Source organism: Pseudomonas sp. 3-2 (assembly GCF_019710535.1).
GTDB lineage: Bacteria > Pseudomonadota > Gammaproteobacteria > Pseudomonadales > Pseudomonadaceae > Aquipseudomonas > Aquipseudomonas pharyngis.
The window spans coordinates 2,692,660-2,716,513 of the sequence record NZ_CP081200.1 but is presented as its reverse complement, the minus strand read 5'-3'; the positions used below and the strand labels follow the sequence as shown (position 1 = coordinate 2,716,513).

Sequence of the window (23,854 nt, the reverse complement as noted above, 5' to 3'; positions counted from 1 at the left end):
AGGCCAATGTCACACGCAGGTGAATGCCGGTTAAACAGCCTGAAACAATAAAACCGCCACCGCGTTCAGACCGGAAAACCGCCAGGACGGTCGCCGATCAAGGCCCCGGCTCATCCGGGTGGCTAACAGCACCCTCCGGGGAGCAGATCACCCAGCCGTTTAAAAAGGCGATCAGACAGCCCACCCTTGGTATCATCGCCCACACTTTTATGACGGTTTAATGGCTGGAAGGTCTTTTTTTGTGAGCGCTCTTTTTCAACGGCTGCGGTGCCTGGATGCCCGCCTTCTCTCTCTGGTTTTTCTGGTACTGATCGTGCCGGTGTGCCTGCGGGCGGCACTCGGCTGGTCGAGCCTGTTTGGTTACCTGTCGGACCTGGCCATCGGCAGTCTGCTGGTGGTGGTGTTGCACCGCCGCCCCTGGTGGCTGGCGCTGCCGGTGCTGCTGTTCTGGGGATTGCTGGCGGTGGCGACCGCGGAACTGGTCAGCGCGGTCGGTCGCCTGCCGACCGTGGCGGACCTGCATTACCTGATCGACCCGCAGTTCGTGGAGAACTCCACCGGCGGCGGCTTCGCCCATCCTGGCGTGGCGGTTGCGCTGCTGCTGGCTCTGGCCTTGTGGCTGCTCAGTCATTGGACTCGACGTGCGACACCGGTTCGCGCTCTGCCCCGTGCAACCTGGGCGACGCCGGTGCTGCTGTTCTCCGCGTATTGGGGCGCGCAGCACTTAAACCCGAGCGATGCCGACCCGTGGCGTCTGTACAACCTGCCGCACCAACTGCTGGCCGCGCAGGTTGCCGACATGCAGATGCAGGCTGAAGAATGGCTGGACGGCGGCACCCAGGTCGCTCCCCCACCGATGGCCGGTCTCACCGATGTCGATCTGAACGGTCACCCGTTGCTGGCGGCCAAGGGCCAGGCGCGCAATGTGTTGATCGTCGCCCTCGAAGGCATTCCCGGCGCTTACATCGGCGCCAATCGCCAGGCCATCGGCAGCCATTATCAGGAAGACCTGATGCCCAACCTCAGCCGCTGGGCCGAGCGCGGCATGAACACCCCGGATTACGTGCTGCACACCCACCAGACCATTCGCGGTCTGTACGCCATGCTCTGTGGCGATTACGACAAGCTCGACAACGGCACGCCCAAAGGCGTGGAAATGCTGACCCAGCACGAGCGCAATCAGGCGTGCCTGCCGGCCCAGTTGCGTCAGCACGGCTTTGCCACTCACTACCTGCAAGGCGCAGGGCTGCGGTTCATGGCCAAAGACAAGATCATGCCGCACATCGGGTTCGATGCGACCCATGGCCTGGAATGGTTCACCAACGCCAACTACCTGGAATTCCCGTGGGGCAAGGATGACAAGGCGTTTTTCGAAGGCGCACTGAAATACGTCGGCGAACTGAAGAAGCAGAAACAGCCGTGGATGCTCACGCTGCTGACCGTCGGCACCCACCAGCCCTACTCCGCGCCGGAGGATTACCTGCAACGCTACGACACGCCCAAGCAGGCCGCCGTCGGTTATCTGGACGATGCACTGGAACAGTTTCTCAGCGGCCTCGAACGCCAGGGCGTGCTGAAAGACACGCTGGTGGTGATCACCTCGGACGAATCCCACGGCATCGACGGCGTACGCCTCGCGTCGTCCTGGGGCTTCAACCTGACCCTCGCGCCGGAACAGGCGCAACTGCCGCGCCTGAACGCCGGGGTCTATGGTCACGTCGATCTGAGCGCGTCGATTCTGGATTACTTCGACTTTCCGGTGCCCTCCGCCCTCAGCGGTCGCTCGTTGTTTCGCGATTACGATTCGGGCCGCGAAATCATGTCGTTCACCAACGGCAAGCTGCGTTACCACGACGGTCGCGGCCTGCTGACCGAATGCGACATGCCGCGCCGTTGCCGCAATTACGCAAGCCAAGGTTTCATCGCCGAAAGCGCCACGTTCAAGGGCAACGCCAGCAGCCAGAACGCCCGGGACATCGCCGCCCGCGCCTCGGCCCTGGATCTGTCGCTGCTGCGCACCCCGCTCAACCAGCGTTATCAGTTCGGCAGCGCCAACGTCATCCCGCTGCAAGCGCAGATCAAGGACGACTGGGCCGACAACCTGATCGGCGCGCAGTATCTGGAAATGCCCAAGGGCTCCCATACCCGCGTGCGCCTGACCGTACGTTCGGTCGATCCGCAGCAGGCAGCGTACATTCAGCTCAAGGCCAAGGAGTTCGAACAGGACGTGCAACTGGGCCTGCCGACCGAGATGGTCGCCACGGCGGATCAGCCGCTGGAGATGGATTTCAGCTTCGACAACCCGCAACCGCGCAAGGCGTTCTCGTTTCACTTGCTGGGGTATGGGCTGGGCGCCGTGGAAGTCAGTGATTTCAGCGTGATCACCGAACTGCCGGGGCAACAGGATCTGCTGGACGAGATCCCGGAGGAAGACACCGCTCAATCGAGTTGAGGTCGACGCCAGCGTCGCAACGACGCTGGCGCCTGCCCGATGTGACCGATCAGAACGTGGTGCGCAGCCCTACCTGAATGCTGCGCCCTTCTGCCGGCGCAATATCCCGCAGGATTGAGCTGGCGTAACGCACGGTCTGGTTGGTCAGGTTCTCGGCATTGACGAAGGCCAGCCACTTGCTCTGACCAACATCAAAGTGATAACCCACATTGGCCCCCAGCGTGGTGTAGCCGTCGGTGCTGCTTTCGTTGTCCGGCACCCGGTGCTGGGAACTGGCGTGTTCCACATCGATCCGCGCCTGCCAGCGATCCAGCTCCCACAACAACCCAGTGTTTAACCGCAGCGGCGCGATGCGCGGCAGGTCCTGGCCGTTGTCGAGGTTCTTGGCGCGGGTGTAGTCGCCCGACAGCTCCAGCGCAAACTTGCCGTAGGCGTTTTCGCCAAGGGTCCAGCGATCCTGCGCTTCGATACCGCTGAAGCGCGCCCGTACGCCGGAGTAGGTGTATTCAGGAATGCCGTCGGCGTCTTCCTCGCCTTCGTCGTTGAGCGTGCGCCCCGTCCCGAGCAGACCAATGTAGTTGGAGAAATGGCTATAGAACACGCCGACGCTGCCCTTGTGCGTACCGTTGTCGAAACGCAGGGCGAGGTCGCTGGAGACGGCTTTTTCTTTCGACAGTCCCGCGTCCCCGACTTCATAAGTGCCGGTGGCGACGTGGGCGCCGTTGGCGTAAAGCTCATAGAACGTCGGCGCGCGCTCGGTGTAGCCCAGCGTGGCGGCGACCGACCAGATCGGCGTCAGCGTGTACACCGCACCGGATGACAGGCTGCCGGCGGTGAAACTGCTGGAGCGATCGGCATTGGCGAAACGCTCGTTGCCTTTGGCGTCCGGATCGACCGTGGTGTGCTCAAGGCGTCCGCCGAGGGTGAACAGCAGACGATCCGTGGCTTGCAGCTCTTCGAGAATGAACAGTGCACCGGCATCGGTATCGGTGTGCGGCACGAAGGCTTCTTCGCCCAGCGCCGAGAATTCGTTGCGACTGACTTGCGCGCCAATCACCCCGTTGAACGGACCCAGTGGCTGATGCCGGGCCTCGACCCGCGCCTCGTAGCCCTTGTTCTTGAACGTGGTGCCGACTTCGCCGCCCTCGATTTCCCGGTGCTGGTAATCGGTGTAGCCAGCGTCGAGTTTCACCGAGCTGAACGGGCCGTCGAGGTTGCGGATTTCCGAGGCGAACGCGTAGTGCTCCTGCTCCATGCGGATGCGCACATCGTCTTCGGCCGGCGAGCCGTAGTTCGAATCGTAATTGCTGTACGACAGCCCCGCGTAACCGTCATCCCAGGTGTACGACCCGCCCACCGCACCGCCGTCCTGACGACCGTCGCTGTTGGCCAGCCGATGCTTTTTCGAATCGCCATCGTCATTCGCCCGTTCACGGCCGGTTTTGGCGTAGCCGGGGATTTTCAGGTCATTGAACTCGCGGGCGCTGGCGTCCAGGTGCAAGGCGAACTGGCCGTTACCGGCTTCAAGCTTGCCGGCGCTGCTGCGGGTGGTGTCGGCGCCGCCATAGCGCAACTCGCCGGCACCGTGGATGCCGTCGATGGCTTCGGTCGGGATGCGGTTGTCGAAGGTGTTGACCACCCCGCCGATGGCGCTGCCGCCGTACAGCAAGGCCGCCGGGCCACGGACGATTTCGATGCGCTCGACATTGACCGGGTCCAGCGGCACTGCGTGATCGTAGGACAACGACGAGGCGTCCAGCGCGCCGACGCCGTTGCGCAGGATGCGAATGCGATCGCCGTCCTGCCCGCGAATGATCGGCCGACTGGCACCCGGGCCGAAGTAGGACGACGACACGCCCGGCTGCTTGTTCAGGGTTTCGCCGAGGCTGCCCTTTTGCTGCAGCGTCAGGTCATCGCCGCTCAACACGGTCGAGGGCGAGGCCAGGGTCTGACTGCCCAGCGGATTGCCGGTGATGACTTGCGGTTGCAGTTCCAGCGGGTCGGCGGCGAATGCGGGCGAAGCGATCAGCAGCGCCGAGGCCATGAGCGTCAGGCGGGGTTGGAAGGTGTGGAAGCGGGAAGGCATTTCAGGAATCCGTCAGGCAGAAAATTGAGGATCAATGCCAGCGCTACACAGGGTGTATTACCGGCACCGATCAGATGAAATCATTTTTATGTTATACAATAACATTTCCAATGACTATCCCGTTTCGCCCAGACACATGCAAACCAGCGCTCAAGCACGGGCATTTCAGCGCCCTGCCCCTGCAGGTTCCCTACACTTCGCGTGAGAGACTATGCCTATCAGGCACCAATAGTCGGCCTATTAGCTGACTTGCCAAGTCGGGTCTAGCCTTACTAGTCCGAAGTCGGCACGAGCCGGCCGCAGAAGACCTGATAAGGATCCCGAACATGGCAAATGAATCGAAATGCCCGTTCAATCACGCCGCCGGCGGTGGCACGACGAACCGCGATTGGTGGCCGAATCAACTGAACCTGAAAATCCTGAGTCAGCACTCGCCCGCATCCGATCCGATGGGCAAGGACTTCGACTATGCCAAGGCTTTCAAGAGCCTGGATTTCCAGGCCCTCAAACGCGATCTGACGGCGCTGATGACCGACTCCCAGGAGTGGTGGCCAGCGGACTTCGGCCACTACGGCCCGCTCTTCATCCGCATGGCCTGGCACAGCGCCGGCACCTATCGCACCGCTGACGGCCGTGGCGGCGCAGGCTCCGGCCAGCAACGCTTCGCCCCGCTCAACAGCTGGCCGGACAACGTCAGCCTCGACAAGGCCCGCCGCCTGCTGTGGCCGATCAAGCAAAAGTATGGCCGCAACATTTCCTGGGCCGACCTGATCGTGCTCACCGGCAACGTCGCGCTGGAATCGATGGGCTTCAAGACCTTCGGTTTCTCCGGTGGCCGCGCGGATGTATGGGAACCGGACGAAGACGTGTACTGGGGCTCGGAAAACAAATGGCTGGGCGGCGATAACCGCTACGGCAAGGATCCGGAATCCATGCAGCCGCCGGGCGAAGGCACGCTGGTGGCCGAACCCGCCGAGCACGGCAATGAAGAGAGCCGCACCAATCAGGGCGAACGCAACCTCGAGAACCCGCTGGCCGCGGTGCAGATGGGCCTGATCTACGTGAACCCGGAAGGCCCCGAAGGCAATCCCGACCCGGTGGCCTCGGCCAAGGACATCCGCGAAACCTTCGGCCGCATGGCCATGAACGACGAAGAAACCGTCGCCCTGATCGCCGGTGGTCACGCCTTCGGCAAGACCCACGGCGCAGGCCCCGCCGACAACGTTGGCCCGGAACCGGAAGCCGCCGGCCTCGAAGAACAAGGCCTGGGCTGGAAGAACAGCTTCGGCACCGGCAAGGGCGCCGACACCATTACCAGCGGCCTGGAAGTGACCTGGACCACCACCCCGACCAAGTGGAGCAACAACTACCTGGAAAACCTGTTCGGCTTCGAGTGGGAACTGACCAAGAGCCCCGCCGGCGCCCATCAGTGGAAACCGAAAAACGGCGCCGGGGCCGGCACCATTCCCCACGCCCACGACCCGAACAAACGCATCGACCCGACCATGCTCACCTCCGACCTGGCCCTGCGTTTCGACCCGGCCTACGAGAAGATTTCGCGGCGCTTCCTGGCCAATCCCGATCAACTGGCCGATGCCTTCGCCCGCGCCTGGTACAAACTGATTCACCGCGACATGGGCCCGCTGTCACGCTATCTCGGCCCGGAATTGCCGCAGGAAGAACTGCTGTGGCAAGACCCGATTCCCGAGACCACGCATCCACTGGTGGACGACAGCGATATCAGGGCGCTGAAAGGCAAAATACTGGCGTCGGGGCTGTCCGTTTCGGAACTGGTTTCCACCGCCTGGGCGGCCGCATCGACCTTCCGGGGTTCGGACAAGCGCGGCGGCGCCAATGGCGGGCGTCTGCGTCTGGCACCGCAGAAATTCTGGCAGGCCAACCAGCCTGAGCAACTGGACAAGGTGCTGAAAGTCCTCGAGGGCATTCAAAACGAGTTCAACACTGGAGCGACAGGCAAGCAAGTCTCGCTGGCGGACCTGATCGTGCTGGCCGGTAACGCCGGTGTCGAGCAAGCGGCGCAAAACGCCGGGCATACGGTGACTGTGCCGTTCAATCCGGGGCGCACCGATGCGACTCAGGAGCAAACCGATGTCGAGTCATTCGGCTTCCTCGAACCGCACACCGACGGCTTCCGCAACTACGCCGCCAACACCTATCGCGTGCCGGCCGAAGCGTTGCTGATCGACAAGGCACAACTGCTGACCCTTTCCGCCCCGGAAATGACCGTGCTGATCGGCGGTCTGCGGGTGCTGGACACCAACGTCGGCAAGACGAAACACGGGGTGTTCACCGACAAACCCGGCTCCCTCACAAACGACTTCTTCCGCAACCTGCTGGACATGGGTGTGGAATGGAAACCGACGTCGAAAACCGAGTTCGAAGGCCGCGACCGTAAAACCGGCAGCGTGAAATGGACGGCGACCCGGGTCGATCTGGTATTCGGTTCCAACGCGATACTGCGGGCGTTGGCCGAGGTGTATGCCAGCTCCGATGCGAAGGAAAAGTTCGTCAACGACTTCGTTGCTGCGTGGGCGAAGGTGATGGATCTGGATCGGTTTGATTTGCGCCAATAAACCTTTTTCATCCATCCACAAAGAACGCCGCTCATCGAGCGGCGTTTTTTATTGCCCTGAACCAGCGTCAGGCAAGGCTTTTGCTAACCACCTCATACACATCACTGGACAGCTGCCCCGAAGCCAAAATCCGCTCCAGTTCCGCCTTCATCAGCGCCTGACGAGCGCCGTCATACTTGCGCCAGCGGGTCAGCGGCGCCAATTGACGCGAAGCGATTTGCGGGTTGAAGCCGTTCAGCTCAATCACCAAATCGGCGAGGAAGCGATAACCAGAGCCATCCGCCGCGTGGAAGTTGATCAGGTTCTGCCCGGCGAACGCACCGACCAGCGCACGCACCTTGTTCGGGTTCTTGATGTTGAACGCCGGGTGCTGCATCAGCGCTTTCACCCGCTCCAGACCGCCCGGCAAGGTGCTGCCGGCCTGGACGCTGAACCACTGATCCATGACCAGCGGATTGTCCTTGAAGTGCTCGGCGAAACTGGCCAGTGCGGTGGCTTTCTGCTCGTCGAACGGCGAGTTGACCAGCACCGCCAGCGCGGTCAGGCGTTCGGTCATGTTGTCGCAGCTGTCGAACTGTTCCAGGGTTGCTGCCAGCACTTCCGGCTTGCCGCTGAGCATGAGATACGACAGCGCGATGTTCTGCAATGCGCGACGGGCGAAATGCTCGGCTTCGGCCACGTACGGGGTTTGCTTCGACAGGTCGCGATTGGCCTGATAACGCAGCCACAGTGGTTCGAACAGGTTCTCCGCCAGTTGCTGACGGGCGAACTCGCGGGCGGTGTGGATCGCGTCCACGTCGGCGATTTCGCTGATTTCGGTCAGATAGGCTTCGCTTGGAAGCGAGAGCATTTCCGCGACCATCGCCTGATCCAGCGACTCGTCCGACAGCACGGTGCGCAGCGCGGAAACCAGACGCGGGTCGAGCACCAGGCTTTCGCCCTTCTGCTGCTGGCCGATCAACTCTTGCAGCACCTGCACCGACAGTTGCTGGCCGGCATCCCAACGATTGAAACCATCGGTGTCGTGCTGCATCAGGAACATCAGCTGATCGCGGTTGTACGGGAAGCTCAGTTTCACCGGCGCCGAGAAGCCACGCAGCAAGGACGGCAGCGGTTGTTCGGCGATGTCGACGAAGGTGAAGGTCTGCTCGGCTTCGGTCACCGAAATCACCCGGGTGGTGCCTTGAGCCGAGTCTTCGCCGGCCAGACGCAGGGCAATCTCGTTGCCCTGGCTGTCGAGCAGGCCCAGTTCGACCGGAATCACGAACGGCAGCTTTTCAACCTTGTCCGGGGTTTCCGGGCAGCTCTGGCGGAAGGTCAGGCTGTAGGTTTTCGCGGCGGCGTCGTAAGACTCGCTCACCGCCAGACGCGGTGTGCCGGCCTGGCTGTACCAGCGCTTGAACTGAGTCAGGTCGACGCCGTTGGCATCTTCCATGGCCTTGATGAAGTCATCGCAGGTCACGGCCTGGCCGTCGTGGCGTTCGAAGTACAGATCGCTGCCCTTGCGGAAGCCTTCGGCGCCCAGCAGGGTGTGGATCATGCCGACCACTTCCGAGCCCTTTTCGTACACGGTCAGGGTGTAGAAGTTGGAAATCTCGATGAAGCTGTCCGGGCGCACGGCGTGGGCCATGGGACCTGCATCTTCGGCGAACTGGTGGGTACGCAGGTACGCCACGTCCTGAATGCGCTTGACCGTGGCCGAGTTCATGTCAGAGGAGAAACCGGCATCGCGGAACACCGTGAAGCCTTCCTTCAGCGACAGCTGGAACCAGTCGCGGCACGTCACGCGGTTGCCCGACCAGTTGTGGAAGTACTCGTGGGCAACAATCGCTTCGACCCGCTGATGCGCGGCGTCGGTGGCGGTTTCGGCGCGGGCCAGCACGGCGCTGGAGTTGAAGATGTTGAGACCCTTGTTCTCCATCGCGCCCATGTTGAAGTCGTTCACGGCGACGATCATGAAGATGTCCAGATCGTACTCGCGACCGTAGACCTCTTCGTCCCAGCGCATCGACTTCTTCAGGCTGTTCATGGCGTGCTGGCACTTGTCGATGTTTTCCGGCTCGACATAGATGCGCAGCGCCACATTGCGGTTGGTCATGGTGGTGAAGGAGTCTTCAACGCACCACAGGTCACCGGCCACCAGCGCAAACAGGTACGCCGGTTTCATGAACGGGTCTTCCCAGGTCGCCCAGTGCCGGCCGTCTTCGCCGGGGCCGCTGGCGATCGGGTTGCCGTTGGACAGCAGCACCGGATAGCTGTGCTGCTCGGCGACCACGGTGGTGGTGAACTTGCTCATCACATCCGGGCGGTCGAGGTAATAGGTGATCTTGCGGAAACCTTCGGCCTCGCACTGGGTGCAGAACATCGTGCCGGACTTGTACAGGCCTTCCAGTGCGGTGTTTGTTTCCGGGTGGATCTTGACGCTGGTGTCGACCGTGAAGGTTTCGCTGGCCGGTTGCAGGGTCAGGTGATTTTCCGTCAGCTGGTAGTCGGCGGCGCTCAGTTCCTGGTCGGCCAGGGTCACCGAGAGCAACTCCAGCTGCTGGCCATCGAGCACCAGCGGCGGCAGGCCCGGGCCACGGGCCGGGTTGCGGCGCATCACCAGTTGCGCGTGGACCAGACTGTGGTCCTCGAACAACTCGAAGGTCAGGTGTGTTTCGTCGATCAGGTACTCGGGCGCCTGATAGTCCTTCAGGTAAATCATCTTCGGTTGTTCGGTGCGCATGCTGAAGTCCTTATTGATGCACGGCGAGCTGGTAGGCCGTGTATTTACGAATGTTGATCACGCCGGTGTCGAAGATCAGGTACTGGCCCTTGATCCCCAGCAGCGTGCCTTCGGCAATCGGGTTCTTGTCCAGGTTGAAGCTGACGATCTTGGCCGGGTACTGCTCGACCGGGTAGCGGATTTCCAGCGGCTCGACATCGGCGATGGTCTGAATCGCCTGGAGACCGAATCGCTCCTGCAAACCTTGCAGACCCGGGGCGCAGCTTTCGAACAGTTGATCGCGCACCTGCGCCAGATCCACCGCCGCCGCGTCGCCCTTGAGCAAGGCGCGCCAGTTGGTCTTGTCCGCCACCTGGCTGCGGAACAGGTCTTCGACGAAGCCCGACTGCTGCCGCGTCGAAACGCGCATGATCGGCAGCGCCTGACTGGCGCCCTGGTCGAGCCAGCGGGTCGGCAACTGGGTGGCGCGAGTGATGCCGACCTTGATCCCCGACGAATTGGCCAGGTAGACGATGTGGTCGGTCATGCAGAACTTCTCGCCCCACTCCGGCTCACGGCAGGTGCCGGCCTCGAAGTGGCAGCGCTCCGGGCTCATGATGCAAATGTCGCACTGGGCGAGTTTGGTCATGCACGGGTAGCAGTAGCCTTGACTGAAACTGGTCTTGGTCCTGCGCCCGCAATGGGTGCAGTGAATCGCCCCCAGGTATTCCAGACGCACCGTGCTGCCGATCAACGGGTTGACCGGCACCTCGACGTCATCCAGACGAAACGCGTACTGCACGTTCGGCCCGTCCAGGCGCGCCGACATTTTGCTGATTGCACCGCGGCCGATCTCGATCAATGGAGGGCGTCCGACTTGAACAGGATGTTCGGCACTTCGATCGACTTCGACGCGCATTCCTGCGGGCCCATGTAACCGGTGCGCTCTTCCTCGGGCAGGTTCTGCATTTCCCAGGCGATCATTGCCTGCAACGACAGCTCGCGCTGCTCGGCGGTGAGTTTGCCGCCGTCGGACCATTTGCCGATCTCTACCGCCAGTTTCAGGCTCTGGTAGATGTCCGGGGTGATGTTCTTGATCAAATCGTTAAAAGAGGACATCAGGGTCTCCGTGCTCTTTATTCAAAAAATTCAGGCGGCCAGTTTACGGCGGTTGTACAAACCGCCCAACAAACCGGTTAAGCATCCGATGAGTAACCCGCTGACGTGGGCAGCGTTGGCGATTTCGCCGAAACCGATCATCGAGATCAGCCCGGACATGCACACCAGCAACCACACCAGCATCATTGCCAGCACGCCGCGCGGCAGGCGATAGGCCGGGTTCGGCGCCAGCAACTGGAAGATCCAGCAGTGACCGAGCAATCCGTAAAGTACGCCGGACAGGCCGCCGAACAGGCTCGGGCCGCCCCATGCGAACTGCGCATAGTTGGAAACCAGGCCGAACAGCAGCGTCAGACCGATCAGGTTGACGCTGCCCTGGCGCGACTCGATGCGCCGCCCCAGCTCCCAGTACCACATGCCGTTCATGGCCAGGTGCAGGATGCCGAAGTGGATCAGCATCGGCGTAAACAGGCGCCACCACTGCCCCGCTGCCAGGCTGTCGGCCAGTGGTGTGAAGTGGATGTAGTCGCCGACCACGCGAAAATCGAGGAAGGTCAGCCAACGCATGGTGTCGAGGTTATCGCCAAGGAAGGTCAACCCGCCGACGATCAGGCTCAGCAGCAGGATGAACCCGGTGGCTTTGGCATGTTTCAGTTGCTCGGCGAAGCTCGGGCGCTTGAGCGTCGGCGCCGACGGAATTTCCAGCTGCTGATCCGGGTCGCCCGCCGGGAAACGCTCGTACAGCGAGCGCACGTCGTCGCTGATTTCCGAGGGCACCCACAACACCTGCTCGCCCGCCTCTTCGCTGACACGATGGGGCACTTGCATGCGTTGCAGCAGTTTGACGAACCCACTCAGGTCCGCCGCCAACGGCACACGCAAGACCGCTATGGCACTCATCGCAGCACCTCCGGCCGCTCGACGTCGACCCAGACAAATTTATGCGGATCGAGGCGGGTTTCCTGATCCAGACGATAGGCCACCAGTTTGCCGTAGAGCACCGCGCTGTAATCCAGGCACGCGAGGTTCGGCCGGATCGGCGCCGGTTTGCCGCTGCGCCAGTAATGACCGACGAACAGCAACGGCTCATCGACGCCGTAGCGCAGCAGGGAATTCTTTTCGCTGGAAGTCAGCGGCTTCTGCGCCACCGGCTCCGGCAGCGCATCTGGCTGGAACACGATGTCGCCGTAGGTCTGCGGGTCGTCTTCCCAGAACTTGGTGCGGAAGAACGAACGCACCAGGCCATCGCCGCTGGTCATGGTCAGGCCATCCGGCAGGCGCATGTCGGTGCCGCGCAGCAGGCGATCGAACACGGTGCAGGCGAAACTGCCCGGTACGGCCGATGCCTGGAGGAAGTGTTCATCGATGCAGCCATCGGGGAACAGCGCGCGCAGCGGCTCGATCAGGCCGGCATCCCAACAGGCATGCACCACGCGGAAACGTCCGGCGTCGACGAACAGCGGCAGTTGGTAGAACCATTGCTGGAAATCGTGCCAGTCGCCCGGATGGTTTTCGAACTGGGTCAGGGTTTCATGCAGCAGGCGGGCATGGCGCGGGGTGTGTTCACGGACGAACTGCTTGCCGCTGCCCGGTGGTGCCGGAGTGCTCCAGCCGAGCGCGTTGAATTCGTGGTTGCCCATGATGCACAACGCCTGACCGGCCTCGACCATATCGTGGACGATGTGCAGCGCCTCGCGAATCCGCGGGCCGCGGTCGATGATGTCGCCGACAAACACGGCCATGCGCGACGGATGCCGCCAGACTCCGCCCTGCTTGTGGTAACCGAGACGGTCCAGCAGGTGTTCCAGGGTCAGGGCGCATCCGTGCACGTCACCAATCAGGTCATAACTGCGCGCGGGATCGAGCATCAGTCGCCTCCACCACCCAACTTGCTGCCCCAGCCGAGCTTGGTCCGGCAGACTTCGTAGTAGTTGTGGTCGAGCGGATGGATCAGCCGCAGCTTCTGCGCTTTCTTGCTGACGGTGATGGTGTCGCCCGGCGCGCAGGTGAAGTGGTTCTGCCCGTCGCAGGAGACCTGCGGGTAGATCTGCATATCTTTGGACACGACGATTTTCAGCTCACTGTTGCCATCGACCACGATCGGTCTGCCCGACAAGGTATGGGGGTACATCGGCACAATCACAATAGCGTCAAGCTTGGGATGCATGATCGGGCCACCGGCGGACAGTGCGTACGCGGTGGAACCGGTCGGAGTGGCGACGATCAGGCCGTCGGCCTTCTGGCTGCAGACGAACTGGCCGTCGATGTACAGTTCGAACTCGATCATCCGCGTCGATTTGCCCGGGTGCAGCACCACGTCGTTCAGCGCATCGCCCTGGCCGATGGCCTCGGCGTGACGACGGACTTCGGCCTGCAGCAGGAAGCGGTTTTCCACCAGATAATGGCCGTCGAGCACTTCGGCGACCTTGATTTCCAGCTCGTCGGGGCGAATATCGGTGAGAAAGCCGAGGCTGCCACGGTTGATCCCGAGTACCGGAATATTGTGTTTGGCCAGTGCCCGCGCCGCGCCGAGCAGGCTGCCGTCACCGCCGACCACGATCACCATGTCGCAGACTTCGCCGAGCATCTTGCGTGACGAAGTTTGCAGGCCATGGCCCGGCAGGACTTCGGCGATGGTGTCTTCGAGAATCACATGCAGGTGACGATCGAGCAGGAAGCGTTTCAGTCGGCGGACGGTATCCAGCACCTGGGAGCTGCCCAGGCGACCGATGATGCCGATATTACGAAATTGCTCCATGGGACTCCTGCGGGGGACTGAGACGGCGAAAAGCACGATTATGGGCGAAAGCGCCGGATAGACAAAATCCTTTCAGCCCCGAGGCTGCACCGGTGTTTGAGGCTATGCTCGCAAGATGATCCTATTTCCCGATTTGCTGCAGTTGCCCCACCAGTTACGCCACCCCGAGGTGCGTGATCTGGCGTGGGTGATCCTCGCCCCGCCGATGCTCGCCGCCACCCCGTGGCCGCAGCGCCATCCGCTGGCGGGCAGCGACTGGGTCAGCGACCCCGAGCGGCTGGAACACTGGTTGCGCCAGCTTGATCGCGACAGTTACGGCCTGCTGCACTGGCTGTCCCAGGCCCGTACCCGGCGCCTGGGCCTGTATTACGAGCGGTTGTGGCAATTTGCGGTGGAACACGCGCCGGGCATTGAGCTGATCGCCGCCAACCTGCCGATCCGCCGCGACGGTCACACCCTCGGCGAGCTGGACATGCTGCTGCGCGACCGCGACGGCGTGCATCACCTGGAACTGGCGATCAAGCTCTACCTCGGCCCACAGAACGGCGACGGGCATGATCCGGCGTCGTGGCTGGGGCCGGGCTGTCATGATCGACTGGATCGCAAACTGGCGCATTTGAGCGAACATCAGCTGCCGATCTCCGCGCGCCCGGAAAGCCGCGAAGTGCTGGCGGCGCTGGATGTCGGGTCGTTCAGTGCGCAACTGTGGCTGGGCGGATACTTGCTGTATCCGTGGCCCGGCCAGTCGGTGCCACCCAGCGGCGCCCATCCTCAGCATTTGCGTGGCAGTTGGCTGCATCAGAAAGACTGGCCGGCGTTTGTCGCCCAGCGCCCGGCCGGACGCTGGCAACCCCTGCCCCGCCACGCCTGGCTGGCGCCGGCGCACTACCCGGCGGAGCAGACCTGGAGCAACGGGCACTTGCAGGCCTGGCTCGATGAACTCGAACCGCTGGCCCCGGCGCAACTGATGGTGCGCCTGACCGAAAATGCCCGGGGCGAGTGGGAAGAAGCCGAGCGGCTGTTTCTGGTGTCGGACCTGTGGCCGAATGTGCCGGGCCAATCCTGATTTCTGTGCCGTCTGATCCGGCCCCTTCGCTGGCAAGTCGAGTCGTCGCACCGCAGCGATTGAGCCGACTCGGTCTAAATGGAAAGTCTCACGGCGAGTGCCGCCAAGGTCACCAACAGAACCGGCACCGTCAGCACGATCCCGACCTTGAAGTAATACCCCCAGCCGATCTTGATGTTCTTGCGCTCCAGCACATGCAGCCAGAGCAAGGTCGCCAGACTGCCGATCGGGGTGATTTTCGGCCCCAGGTCGCTGCCGATCACGTTGGCGTAGATCATCGCCTCCTTCACCACACCGCTGGCCTGGCTGGCATCGATCGACAGCAGACCGACCAGCACCGTCGGCAGGTTGTTCATGATCGAGGACAACAAGGCCGTCAGCACCCCGGTGCCCATCGCCGCTCCCCATACACCGTAATCGCCGAATACATTGAGCCACCCGGCCAGATAATCGGTGAGCCCGGCATTGCGCAGCCCGTAGACCACCAAATACATGCCCAGCGAGAAAATCACGATCTGCCACGGCGCCTCTTTCATCACCTTGCGCGTGGAGATCTTGTGCCCGCGCGCGGCAATCGCCAGCAACAGCGCCGCGCACACCGCCGAGATCGCACTGATCGGAATGCCCAGCGGCTCCAGCGCGAAACAGCCGATCAGCAGAATCACCAGCACCGCCCAACCGGCGTAGAACGTGGCTTTGTCGTGGATGGCGGTTTGCGGGTGTTCAAGCTGTTCCGGGTCGTAGGCCTTGGGAATGTCGCGGCGGAAGAACCACAGCAACATGCCCAGCGTGGCAGCGACGCTGACAAAGTTGACCGGCACCATCACCGCCGCATACCGGTTGAATCCGATGTGAAAGAAATCGGCCGAGACGATATTCACCAGGTTCGACACCACCAGCGGCAGGCTCGCGGTGTCGGCAATGAACCCCGCGCCCATGACGAACGCCAAAGTCGTCGCCGGGGAAAAACGCAGGGCCAGCAGCATGGAAATCACGATAGGCGTGAGGATCAGCGCCGCACCGTCATTGGCGAACAGCGCCGACACCAGCGCGCCGAGCAGCACCATAAAGGCAAACAGCTTGCGCCCGCTGCCCCGCCCCCAGCGCGCCACGTGCAAGGCCGCCCAAGCGAAAAAACCGGCTTCATCGAGCAGCAGACTGATGATGATCAGCGCCACGAACGTGCCGGTGGCGTTCCAGATGATTTGCCACACCAACGGGATGTCGCTCAGGTGCACCACGCCGAAAATCAGCGCGATGATGGCGCCGAACGTTGCACTCCAGCCGACCCCGAGGCCTTTGGGTTGCCAGATCACCAGGGTAATGGTCAGCAGGAAAATCAGTGACGCAGCGAGCATTCGCGACAGCCTTCAATAAAAGGGAAAAATTGAGCCACACCACAAAACCTGTGGGAGCGAGCCTGCTCGCGATGGCGGTGTGTCATTCAACTGATGTGCCAGCTGATACACCGAGATCGCGAGCAGGCTCGCTCCCACAGGGGCAATATCTTGTCAGAAAATTCAGCGAATCACTTCTTGTGCTGCGCCACCCACTCACCAAACGCATTGATGAAGCTTTGCAGAAACGGCTTCACCGACTCGTTAAGCTTGCCCGCTTCATCGAACGCCGTGCCCGCGCCGCCCAGGTAGGCTTCCGGCTGCTGCATGCAAGGCACGTTGAGGAAAACAAAGGACTGACGCAGATGCTGGTTGGCGCCAAAACCGCCGATGGCACCTGGCGAAACGCTGATCACCGCCCCCGGCTTGCCGCTCCAGACACTCTTGCCATAGGGCCGCGAACCGACGTCGATCGCGTTCTTCAAAGGCGCCGGCACCGAGCGGTTGTACTCCGGGGTGACAAACAGCAGAGCGTCGGATGAACCCACTTTTTGCCGGAAAGTGCTGTAGGCTGCCGGCGGTGAATCGCCGTCGATGTCTTCGTTGTAGAGTGGCAGATCGCCAATTTCGACAATGTTCAGCTTGAGATTGGCCGGTGCCAGTTCCGCCAGCGCCAGGGCGACCTTGCGGTTGATGGACGCCTTGCGCAGGCTGCCGACCACTACTGCGACGTTATAGACATTGCTCATTGGAAGACTCTCGACTGTCCGTGGGAGGAGCCAGTAGTTATAGATGATCCGATGACGATTCCACCAGACGCCGAAGGTTATTTCCCGCGTCTGGAATATTTTTTTCCTGTAGGAAAACTTACCAAGCTCGATGACGGTCTACCAAGCCGCAAATCAAGCGTTTTATCTCCAGAGGTTCTAAGCAGATGGCAGCAGTACTCGTCGGTCAGTTCCATGCAAGAGATGCGGAAGGCCGCGTTTATTCCGTGCATGAGTTCCAGGAATCCAACCCGTCGGCAGACGGCTTCACCGGCACGGAGCCCGTTACCACCTACAAGCTGGCGATTGGCGACCGCGTCAACAAGATCGACGACAACGAGTTTTTGCTGGTTCAATCGGGCATCACCCTGATCCGCGAACCCGAGCCATCGGTCGCTTCATAACCGATCGTTATGAGCAGAAGTCATCCGCGCCGAGTTGGGGTAGGATTCAGCCACTGACCCCAACGGCCGGACATGGACTTCACGCATGCGTTTACGTCATATCGAAGTGATTCAGGCGCTTTTGCAGACCGGTCACGTGGGCACCGCCGCCGAATGGCTGCAACTAGCGGCACCCGAGGTCGAGGAGCGTTTGCGCGAAGCCGAGAGTCAGCTCGGTTTCATGCTGTTCGCCAGCGTACGCGGACGACTTCAGCCGACCCCGGAGGCCCGGGCGCTGCAAGTCGAGATCGGCCACATCTATGAAGCGCTGGAACCGGTGCAACGGCTGGCCAGCAGCCTCAAGCAATATCTCGCCCCACCCTTGCGGATCATCGGCACCCCGCCGCTGGCCCAGCAACTGCTGCCGCAAAGCCTCGCCGCCCTGCGTCGGCGCCTGCCCGACGTGCCCTGCACCCTGCTCAGCGAACCGACCCGCGACATCGTCCGACATCTGCTGCTGCGCGACAGCGATCTGGGCCTGAGCCTGCACGATCCACAACACCCCGATATCCATTGCCAGCCGCTGGCTCAGGGCAAGTTGCAATTGCTTGCGCCCCACGGCTGGCTGCAACCGAAGCAGAAATACATTTCCCTGCAGGATCTGGCCGGCCAGGCGATGGTCGGCCTCGAAGGCCAGGACCCGCTGAGCCCGGCCCTGGAAAACAAGCTCCAGGCCCTGCGCCCGGCGCCGACTATCCAGACCCGGGTGCAGACCCACCAGATGATGCGCAGCATGGTCGAGGCCGGCGAAGGCCTGGCGATCGTCGACCCGTTCACCGCCATTGGTGCGCGGGCGGGCGGTCTCGATGTCTGCCCGTTGTCGCCGGCGGTGCCGATCAGCCTCTATGCCCTGACCTTCAAACACGCCACGCCGTCAGCGGCGATTCAGACGCTGCTCGGGATCGTCACGGAACAAGCCGAGGCGATGCTGGCGAACTGATCGGATGCTCCAGCGGGTTATCGAACAATCGATACCAGAACAACGCCACTTCGGCGGTGTTCGGATCGATGCCGCGATAACGCAAGTGGTCGATGCCGCCGATCACATACCCGCAACGCTCATATAGGCGGCAGGCGCCGAGGTTGTTGTTCTGGGTTTCCAGCATGATTCCCGGCAGCTTTTTCTTGCGGCTCCAGAACTGCGCCACGTCGAGCAGGGCCTTGGCCACCCCATGGCGCCGCGCCGGGGCGTGCACCGCCAGTTCATCGATATGAGCGAAGCCGTTCCAGTTGGTACTGATCACCAGGTGCCCGACCGGCTCATCCTCCAGGTACGCCATGAAAATCGCGCTGTCGGCAGCATCGCGAAAACTGCTGAACTCCTCCGGATCGATGCCGTAGCACTTGCGATACGGCACGATGGGCGTCACGGCCCATTGCGCCACGGGTTTGCCGATTTCGGCCGTGCCGTAGGCGGCCACCTCGAAGCTGAAATCGCTGCCCCAGATGTAAGCGGCAAAACCGTCGTCGGCGACTCGCACCGACAACCCTGGGTATTTCGGATTCATGACCGGTTGCATACTCGGAAAAGCCCTCATTCCTTGACGCAATCGACGGTGTATTGCCGTCCATTGCCCTCATCTTCGTGTTGCAGACCGTGCACATCGACCACAAACCCCGGAAAAGTTGCGTCGAAGGTTCGGGCAAACCTGAGGTATTCAATGATCGAGCGCGTGGATTCGGTAAAACGTTCGCCAGGCATGATCAGCGGAATGCCCGGCGGGTACGGCACCAGCATCACCGCCGCCACCCGGCCTTCCAGTTCATCGATCGGCACCGCCTCGACTTCACCACGCACCAATTGATCGTAAGCGTGGGCCGGTTTCATGGCGATTTCCGGCAGCACGGTGTACATGCGCTTGAGGTGTTTGGCGGTGGCGTTACTGCGATAGCAGGCGTGGAGTTGATCGCACAGATCGCGCAGGCCCATGCCGCGATAACGCACAGGATCTTCCTGGGCGACACACTTCAGGCAGGTGTCGAGACTGACGTTGGCGTCGTAGCTGCGCTTGAACTCCAGCAGTTCGGTCAGCAGCGTGCTCCACTTGCCCTTGGTGATGCCCATGGAGAACAGCACCAGAAATGAGTACAGGCCGGTTTTCTCCACCACCAGTCCGCGCTCCCAGAGGAAACGGCTGACCACTGCCGCCGGGATGCCCTTGTCGCTCAAAGCGCCGCCAGCGGTCAGCCCCGGCATAACCAGGGTGACCTTGATCGGGTCGAGCAGTACGTAGTCGTCGCTGACCTCGCCGAAACCGTGCCAGTCCGCGTCGGGTTGCAGCAGCCAGTCCTCGGTCTGCACCCGGTCGATGCCTTCGACACCCGGCGGCTGCCAGATCGAAAACCACCAGTCGTCGGCGGCAATGTGCTGGCGCAGATTGGCCAGCGCCCGGCGAAAGCTCAGGGCTTCGTCAAAGGTTTCCTGCAGCAGTGAACGTCCGGCCGGCCCCTCCATCATCGCCGAAGCCACGTCCAGCGAAGCAATGATGCTGTACTGCGGCGACGTCGAGATGTGCATCATGAACGCTTCGTTGAACCGGTCGCGATCCAGCTGCCGCGCCCCGCCGTCCTGCACATGAATCATCGAAGCCTGACTGAACGCCGCCAGCAGTTTATGGGTGGAATGGGTGGTGAACACCAGCGGACTGTCCTCGCTGCGCGAGGTGGCCATGCCGTAACGACCGGCGAAAAATTCGTGAAACGCGGCGTAGGCGTACCAGGCCTCGTCGAAATGCAGGACTTCGACACTGTTGCCCAGGCTCTGCTTGATCAGCTCGGCGTTGTAGCAGAGGCCGTCGTAGGTGGAGTTGGTGATCACCGCCAGTTTGACTTTCGGTTCGCGGCCCTTGGTCAACGGGCTGGCATCGATCTTGGCCTGGATCGATTCGCGACTGAATTCACTGAGCGGAATCGGGCCGATGATGCCCAGCTCGTTGCGCTCCGGGCACAGGTACAGCGGAATCGCGCCAGTCATGATGATCGCGTGCAACACCGACTTGTGGCAGTTGCGATCCACCAGCACCAGATCATCGCGCCCGACCATCGAGTGCCAGACGATCTTGTTGGCGGTCGAGGTGCCGTTGATCACGAAAAAGGTGTGATCGGCGCCGAAATTGCGCGCGGCTCGCGCTTCCGCCTCGGCCAGCGGCCCGGTGTGGTCGAGTAACGAGCCCAGCTCCGGCACCGAGACCGACAGATCCGAGCGCAGGGTGTTTTCCCCGAAGAACTGGTGAAACGCCTGCCCCACCGGACTCTTGTGATAAGCCACCCCGCCGCCATGGCCCGGGGTATGCCAGGAATAATTGGAATCGGCGGTGTGCTGCACCAGCGCCTTGAAGAATGGCGGCAGCAGGCCGTCCAGGTACTTGCGTGCCGCCCGCGCCACTTGCCGGGCGAGAAACGGCACCGTGTCTTCGAACAGGTAGAGAATGCCGCGCAACTGATTGAGCTCGGCCATGGCATCGGCCGGGGCGTTTTCCAGGGTGACTTGCTCGCCGAGGGCAAAAATCGGCAGATCCGGCGCCCGCACCCGGGCCAGACCGATCAGTTCGGCCATGTTCTGCAACAGGTGGGAGTTGGTGCTGGCGTCTTCGGCGGCGATCAGCATGCACGCCAGACCATGGTGGGTCGACGCCACCAGCCGGCCCTCGGTGTAGTCCGTAGCCGAAACGATACTGAAACCTTCCAGCTCCAGCTCTCGGGCGATGCCGCGAATGCGTTCACCGGCAACCGTGTCGGCCTTGATATCGCGGTGGACGATCAACACCGGGAACTTCAAATCTTTGTACATGAGGCTCAGTGTCCTGAGGCGGCGGAGAGTGATCTGCCAATGTCCTCAGGGTAGAGGGTCGGAGCGGATGTGGCGAGGGTGGCCAGTTGTCAGTACTGCCAAAAACAAAGGATCGCCTGAACACGGCCTGGATGTTCGGGCGATCCTTTTTTGCCTTACGCCTGAGCTTCGGCTTCCTGCAGTTGAGTCCACAACGCCGGGGCACCGGCCGATTTGGCGATGATTTCCAGGCGCACCTGGTGTTCGGCCAGCTCGGCTTCGGTAGCGCGAATGATCCGCCCCGGTTTGCGATCTGCCGGCAGACGGCGGATTTCGGTGGCCGAGTTGTCCGCGCCCTCGCCCGTGCCATTGCCGTCGGAGGCGTTGCCGGCCAGCGACAGGCTGGTCTGGCCACCGGTCATGGTCAGGTAGACGTCGGCGAGAATCTCCGAGTCGAGCAATGCGCCGTGCAGCTCACGGCCGGAGTTGTCGACGCCGTAGCGTTTGCACAGGGCATCGAGGCTGTTGCGCTGACCCGGGTGACGTTCCCGGGCCATCATCAGGGTGTCGAGGATCGTGCAGTGCTGCGTGATGTCCGCGCGATCCTGCTGGCCCATCAGGGCGAATTCATTGTTGATGAAGCCAACGTCGAACGCCGCGTTATGGATGATCAGCTGCGCGCCGTTGATGAACTCGAAAAATTCGTCGGCCACTTCGGCGAAGCGCGGCTTGCCGACCAGGAATTCGTTGGTGATGCCGTGAACGGCGATCGCGCCTTCATCACTCTCGCGATCCGGTTGCAGGTAAACGTGAAAGTGCCGGCCCGTCAGACGTCGACCGATCAGCTCGACACAACCGATTTCGATAATCCGGTGGCCGTCGGTCACTGGCATGCCGGTGGTTTCGGTATCGAGTACAACGGATCTGGTGGCCATCAGTGTTCAGCTCTCAACGGGGTCAATCGTGCAAAAGCGGCGATGTTAACACGCTCGCGGTACGCGTCGCGCGCCGTCAGGTGACCGGCGCTCATGCAGTTTTTAACAATCATTAGCAATGTTCATAAAGTCGGCGGCAAACCGCCTTGTTAGCGTGCGCGGCTTGTTTCCAGCGGATTTGAGCGCGTCATGAAGACTGCATACGTTTTAATGCTCGGCGGCTGCCTGGTGGCGGCCGAAGCGCAGGCTACCAGTTTCGTCATCAGCACCGACATCACCATGAGCCTTACGCTCAGCTCCAGCAAAGGCACCAGCGGTTCGTTCAAGGACGACAAGATCGTGTTGGCGGCCAAGGATGACGCCGCGGCGTTCGTTGCCAGCGACGGGGACATTCGTGGCGCACAGATGGAAGCGGCGCTGACGCGAATTCGCAGCCTGCTGCCAGGTCAGCCCTATACCGACCTGCAACTGGCCACGGCCATTTTGATGCTTTGATCAATCCTGCTTGTAACCGCGGACCTCATCCACCCCACGGTTGGCCAACTGGTCAGCCCGTTCGTTGCCGTGGTGGCCGATGTGGCCGCGGACCCATTTCCAGGTGACCTTGTGGCGGTTGACCTGCTCATCCAGCTCCTTCCACAGGTCAGCGTTTTTGACTGGCTCCTTGGCAGCGGTTTTCCAGCCGCGTTTCTTCCAGTTGGCCATCCACTCGTTGATGCCTTTCATCACATATTGCGAGTCGGTGACCAGCAGCACTTCGCACGGACGCTTGAGGGCTTCGAGGCCGCGAATCGCGCCGAGCAACTCCATGCGGTTGTTGGTGGTGTTGGCTTCGCCGCCCCACAGTTCCTTTTCAACACCCTTGCACACCAGCAAGGCGCCCCAGCCGCCGGGGCCGGGGTTGCCTTTACAGGCGCCGTCAGTGAACAGTTCTACGCTATCGACGCTTTCGCTCATGCCAGTCTATCCAGAAAAAATGCGTGGCCTCGCCGATCACGGATCGACGATGGCCAAGGCCGGGATATACCCGGCCATAAATAAAAGAAGGTTTACGGTTCGATGCGCCGGCGGTTGACCTTGGCCATCGGCAGCGGAATCAGCTTGCCCATCGGCTCGCGGCGTTCCTGACGCACCGGACGCAGGCCGACCACGATCTTGCGCGCGACCAGTAAATAGAAGCCGCCGCCCGACAGTTGCCAATCGCCGGCCTTGCGTTCCCAGCCGGCCAGACGGGCCTGCCACTTGGGTGACGCGAGCGGCGGACGATAGCACCCGAAGCGGCGTTTCTCCAGCGCGAAGCCCAGCAGGTTAAGCCAGTCCGCCACACGCGACGGCGAGATACAGCGCGCCTGATGCAAGGCGTCATGGGCGAACACGTGGCGCAGCCCCCAGGTGCTCCAGGGGTTGATGCCGACAATCAACAGATGCCCGCCGGGGCGCACGCTGCTGGCCGCTTCGCGCAGAAGACCGTGGGGCGACAGACAGAAATCCAGGCCGTGCTGCAACACCACCACATCGGCGGCGTGCTCGCTCAACGGCCAGGCCTGTTCTTCGCAGACGATCTCCACGCCCGGCAAGGGCGCGCCCAGCCGCACGTTGCGCTGCACCTGCGGCGCCGACGGCGGCGTTTCGGCGGACGGGCCGTAATGCACCAGATAGCCACCGAAGAACCGGCCCAGCTCGTCTTCGAGCATGCGCCGTTCTTCGTCCAGCAGAAATTGCCCGAGGGGGCCGGACAGCCATTCACGGGCTGCACCGATCAGCGCGAGCCAGTCAGGATCGGCCTGAGCGAACGCTTTATCGATCATTGCATTCTCCAACACG

The 23,854-nt window shown here is 62.1% G+C and carries 20 protein-coding genes; 6 read left to right on the top strand and 14 right to left on the bottom strand.

The features are described from left to right. Window positions 1-241 precede the first annotated feature (241 nt). On the top strand, window positions 242-2,452 hold the full coding sequence (locus K3819_RS12390) for an LTA synthase family protein (protein ID WP_221399410.1): 2,211 nt from the start codon (window positions 242-244) through the stop codon (window positions 2,450-2,452). A 49-nt stretch (window positions 2,453-2,501) separates the two neighbouring features. On the opposite strand, the gene K3819_RS12385 is transcribed toward K3819_RS12390, so the two are convergent. Continuing rightward, on the bottom strand, window positions 2,502-4,538 hold the full coding sequence (locus K3819_RS12385) for a TonB-dependent receptor (protein WP_221399409.1): 2,037 nt from the start codon (window positions 4,536-4,538) through the stop codon (window positions 2,502-2,504). Between the two features lie 326 nt (window positions 4,539-4,864). Between K3819_RS12385 and katG the strand changes: the two genes are divergently transcribed. Continuing rightward, window positions 4,865-7,132, top strand: coding sequence for a catalase/peroxidase HPI (gene katG / locus K3819_RS12380; protein ID WP_085613079.1), 2,268 nt, complete (start codon window positions 4,865-4,867; stop codon window positions 7,130-7,132). A gap of 67 nt (window positions 7,133-7,199) precedes the next feature. Here the strand turns inward: katG and pepN are convergent, their stop codons facing one another. From pepN to K3819_RS12350, 6 genes are read right to left on the bottom strand one after another with little or no spacing between them, the layout of a single operon-like run. After that, on the bottom strand, window positions 7,200-9,857 hold the full coding sequence (gene pepN, locus K3819_RS12375; protein ID WP_221399408.1) for an aminopeptidase N: 2,658 nt from the start codon (window positions 9,855-9,857) through the stop codon (window positions 7,200-7,202). Window positions 9,858-9,867: 10 nt separating this feature from the next. Then, window positions 9,868-10,698 carry a DUF2797 domain-containing protein gene (locus K3819_RS12370; protein ID WP_039770790.1) on the bottom strand — a complete coding sequence of 277 codons (831 nt, stop codon included), beginning with the start codon at window positions 10,696-10,698 and terminating at the stop codon, window positions 9,868-9,870. Then, window positions 10,695-10,955, bottom strand: coding sequence for a YeaC family protein (locus tag K3819_RS12365; RefSeq protein WP_011333626.1), 261 nt, complete (start codon window positions 10,953-10,955; stop codon window positions 10,695-10,697). Before K3819_RS12365 ends, K3819_RS12370 begins: the two co-directional genes overlap by 4 nt. Window positions 10,956-10,985: 30 nt before the next feature. After that, on the bottom strand, window positions 10,986-11,855 hold the full coding sequence (locus tag K3819_RS12360; RefSeq protein WP_221399407.1) for a rhomboid family intramembrane serine protease: 870 nt from the start codon (window positions 11,853-11,855) through the stop codon (window positions 10,986-10,988). Beyond that, window positions 11,852-12,826 carry a metallophosphoesterase gene (locus K3819_RS12355; protein ID WP_172829526.1) on the bottom strand — a complete coding sequence of 325 codons (975 nt, stop codon included), beginning with the start codon at window positions 12,824-12,826 and terminating at the stop codon, window positions 11,852-11,854. Before K3819_RS12355 ends, K3819_RS12360 begins: the two co-directional genes overlap by 4 nt. Continuing rightward, window positions 12,823-13,713 (bottom strand): NAD(+) kinase, encoded by an 891-nt coding sequence (locus tag K3819_RS12350; RefSeq protein WP_011333623.1) that lies wholly within the window; start codon window positions 13,711-13,713, stop codon window positions 12,823-12,825. The genes K3819_RS12355 and K3819_RS12350 overlap by 4 nt, the downstream gene beginning before the upstream one ends. Window positions 13,714-13,828: 115 nt before the next feature. Here K3819_RS12350 and K3819_RS12345 point away from each other — a divergent pair, with 115 nt between their 5' ends. Beyond that, window positions 13,829-14,779, top strand: a complete 951-nt coding sequence (locus tag K3819_RS12345) for a DUF1853 family protein (protein WP_221399406.1) — start codon at window positions 13,829-13,831, stop codon at window positions 14,777-14,779. 74 nt (window positions 14,780-14,853) lie between these two features. Here the strand turns inward: K3819_RS12345 and K3819_RS12340 are convergent, their stop codons facing one another. Beyond that, window positions 14,854-16,137 carry an arsenic transporter gene (locus K3819_RS12340; RefSeq protein ID WP_221399405.1) on the bottom strand — a complete coding sequence of 428 codons (1,284 nt, stop codon included), beginning with the start codon at window positions 16,135-16,137 and terminating at the stop codon, window positions 14,854-14,856. Window positions 16,138-16,307: 170 nt separating this feature from the next. Beyond that, on the bottom strand, window positions 16,308-16,865 hold the full coding sequence (locus K3819_RS12335; protein WP_007956924.1) for an NADPH-dependent FMN reductase: 558 nt from the start codon (window positions 16,863-16,865) through the stop codon (window positions 16,308-16,310). Window positions 16,866-17,050: 185 nt separating this feature from the next. Here K3819_RS12335 and K3819_RS12330 point away from each other — a divergent pair, with 185 nt between their 5' ends. Further along, entirely contained in the window at window positions 17,051-17,287 is a 237-nt protein-coding gene (locus K3819_RS12330) for a hypothetical protein (RefSeq protein WP_007956926.1), read from the top strand. Window positions 17,288-17,372: 85 nt separating this feature from the next. Next, window positions 17,373-18,266, top strand: coding sequence for a LysR family transcriptional regulator (locus K3819_RS12325; protein WP_085613074.1), 894 nt, complete (start codon window positions 17,373-17,375; stop codon window positions 18,264-18,266). Here the strand turns inward: K3819_RS12325 and K3819_RS12320 are convergent. The 3 genes from K3819_RS12320 to dnaQ all read right to left on the bottom strand — a co-directional run bounded on the left by K3819_RS12320 (window position 18,232) and on the right by dnaQ (window position 22,030). Continuing rightward, window positions 18,232-18,846, bottom strand: a complete 615-nt coding sequence (locus K3819_RS12320) for a GNAT family N-acetyltransferase (RefSeq protein ID WP_085648926.1) — start codon at window positions 18,844-18,846, stop codon at window positions 18,232-18,234. The two genes, K3819_RS12325 and K3819_RS12320, sit on opposite strands and share 35 nt — an antisense overlap. A 14-nt stretch (window positions 18,847-18,860) precedes the next feature. Beyond that, window positions 18,861-21,116 (bottom strand): Orn/Lys/Arg decarboxylase N-terminal domain-containing protein, encoded by a 2,256-nt coding sequence (locus K3819_RS12315; RefSeq protein WP_221399404.1) that lies wholly within the window; start codon window positions 21,114-21,116, stop codon window positions 18,861-18,863. 155 nt (window positions 21,117-21,271) lie between these two features. Continuing rightward, complete coding sequence (gene dnaQ, locus K3819_RS12310) at window positions 21,272-22,030, bottom strand: DNA polymerase III subunit epsilon (protein ID WP_085613071.1); 759 nt, start codon at window positions 22,028-22,030, stop codon at window positions 21,272-21,274. Between the two features lie 189 nt (window positions 22,031-22,219). Here dnaQ and K3819_RS12305 point away from each other — a divergent pair, with 189 nt between their 5' ends. Continuing rightward, entirely contained in the window at window positions 22,220-22,525 is a 306-nt protein-coding gene (locus K3819_RS12305) for a DUF2388 domain-containing protein (protein ID WP_221399403.1), read from the top strand. On the opposite strand, the gene rnhA is transcribed toward K3819_RS12305, so the two are convergent. After that, window positions 22,526-22,987: a ribonuclease HI gene (rnhA, locus tag K3819_RS12300; protein WP_039770807.1), complete on the bottom strand. Its 462-nt coding sequence runs from the start codon at window positions 22,985-22,987 to the stop codon at window positions 22,526-22,528. A 92-nt stretch (window positions 22,988-23,079) separates the two neighbouring features. Then, window positions 23,080-23,838: a methyltransferase domain-containing protein gene (locus K3819_RS12295; protein WP_011333614.1), complete on the bottom strand. Its 759-nt coding sequence runs from the start codon at window positions 23,836-23,838 to the stop codon at window positions 23,080-23,082. Between the last annotated feature and the right edge of the window lie 16 nt (window positions 23,839-23,854).